At 37.4% G+C, this 278-nt stretch carries 1 pseudogene; it reads left to right on the top strand.

From position 1 onward, the window contains the following. Window positions 1-12 precede the first annotated feature (12 nt). Window positions 13-278: pseudogene (locus ACSG5Z_RS30495) on the top strand (HAD-IC family P-type ATPase); the annotation flags it as partial.

Genomic DNA, 278 nt, shown 5'->3' with positions numbered 1-278 from the left:
AGATGTCTATAAGAGACTGCTTATGTATTTGCTCGAGTATCACCTGAACATAAATTGAAAATTGTTAAGGCGTTGCAAAATAAAGGGCATATTGTAGCGATGACAGGTGATGGAGTAAACGATGCTCCGGCTATAAAAACAGCGGATATTGGGATAGCGATGGGAATTACAGGGACAGATGTTGCGAAAGAAGCTTCTTCTCTTGTTTTGCTAGAAGATAATTTTGCTACGATTAAATCAGCGATTAAAGAAGGTAGAAATAAATACGAGAATATACG

The organism is Bacillus pretiosus (assembly GCF_051294775.1).
Classification (GTDB): domain Bacteria; phylum Bacillota; class Bacilli; order Bacillales; family Bacillaceae_G; genus Bacillus_A; species Bacillus_A wiedmannii.
This window is presented reverse-complemented; position numbering and strand designations above follow the sequence as displayed.